Origin of the sequence: Methylocucumis oryzae (assembly GCF_000963695.1) — a bacterium.
Taxonomy (GTDB): domain Bacteria; phylum Pseudomonadota; class Gammaproteobacteria; order Methylococcales; family Methylomonadaceae; genus Methylovulum; species Methylovulum oryzae.
Genome location: NZ_LAJX01000364.1, coordinates 1 through 1,120, shown reverse-complemented (window position 1 = coordinate 1,120; position 1,120 = coordinate 1). Strand labels below are relative to the sequence as shown.

At 46.7% G+C, this 1,120-nt stretch carries 1 protein-coding gene; it reads left to right on the top strand.

The features are described from left to right. Positions 1-90: 90 nt before the first annotated feature. Positions 91-1,086 (top strand): transposase family protein, encoded by a 996-nt coding sequence (locus VZ94_RS21685; RefSeq protein ID WP_045780840.1) that lies wholly within the window; start codon positions 91-93, stop codon positions 1,084-1,086. The last annotated feature ends 34 nt before the right edge of the window (positions 1,087-1,120 follow it).

Sequence of the window (1,120 nt, the reverse complement as noted above, 5' to 3'; positions counted from 1 at the left end):
AAGCATGTAGCTGATTAGAATAGAGTTTATGCACAATAAGCAAAATGGGTGTATGGTGCAATAGTATCCTAATAAAATTTGGAGATAGTGATGTTCACCGAGTCGATGTTACGCAAACATCCTGCATTAGTCCGTGCTTTCACGGGAATTCCAGCGGAAGAGTTTTGGGACATGCTTGAAAAAATGGAAGCTCAACTACCCGCCTATGAAAAGAGGCGGCATACTCGTGAGGGTCGTGAGCGAGCAATTGGTGCTGGTCGTAAATTCGACCAGTCACTGGCTCAGCGAACGGTGGCGGTATTGTCCTATTTGCGTCTACACATTCCCCAGCTGGTCATTGCCTTTATGTTCGGATTGACGCAATGTGACATTTCACGTGACCTACGCCGCTTGCTGCCGCTTATCGCTTCGGTTTTACCTTGCCCAGAAATATGGGATATCGTGAAAGATGCCCCAGAGACAGAAGAATCGGTCACACTGTTATTAGAACAACTGGCCGATGGGCGTGTATTGGTGGATGCCACCGAGCAGCAGGTGTTTCGTCCCAGTAAGGACAACAAAACGCGCAAGCTCTACTACTCAGGTAAAAAGAAAGCGTTTACCGTGAAAACGCAAATGGTCACGGATGGCGAACACCACATCCAAGCAATCAGCGTCTCTGTGCCTGGAGCCATGCACGATAAAAAGCTCAGTGACGAAGTGCAAACAGTTGAAAGATTACCTGATGGCTGCGAAGCTGATGCTGATAAAGGCTATCAAGGCATGACTGACCAAGTCAGCTTAATCACCCTAAGCAACCCTGAAACAGGACTCCAGCAAAAAATACCTAGGCTAACTGTTTGTATCCCTTTCAAAAAGTTGAAAGGAAAAGAATTGACAGAACAGCAGGAAGCGTTCAATTCTCAACTAAGTGCCGTCCGTGTCAGGGTGGAACATTGCATTGGCTGGGTGAAAAACTGGGCGATTATTGCCACCCGCTTTCGTTGCTCCCATTCAATTTACACTTCCATCATGCATACAGTCTGTGGTCTAGTCAATGAACAGACCCGACGATGGCAAATGGCTCGTTTGGCTAATTGTGCATAAGCTCTATTGTGTTGGATTGAGGGGGATTTTGAAT

Excerpts from the sequence above, each read along its gene's own strand:
- VZ94_RS21685 (WP_045780840.1), top strand. The coding sequence starts at position 91 with ATGTTCACCGAGTCGATGTTACGCAAACATCCTGCATTAGTCCGTGCT.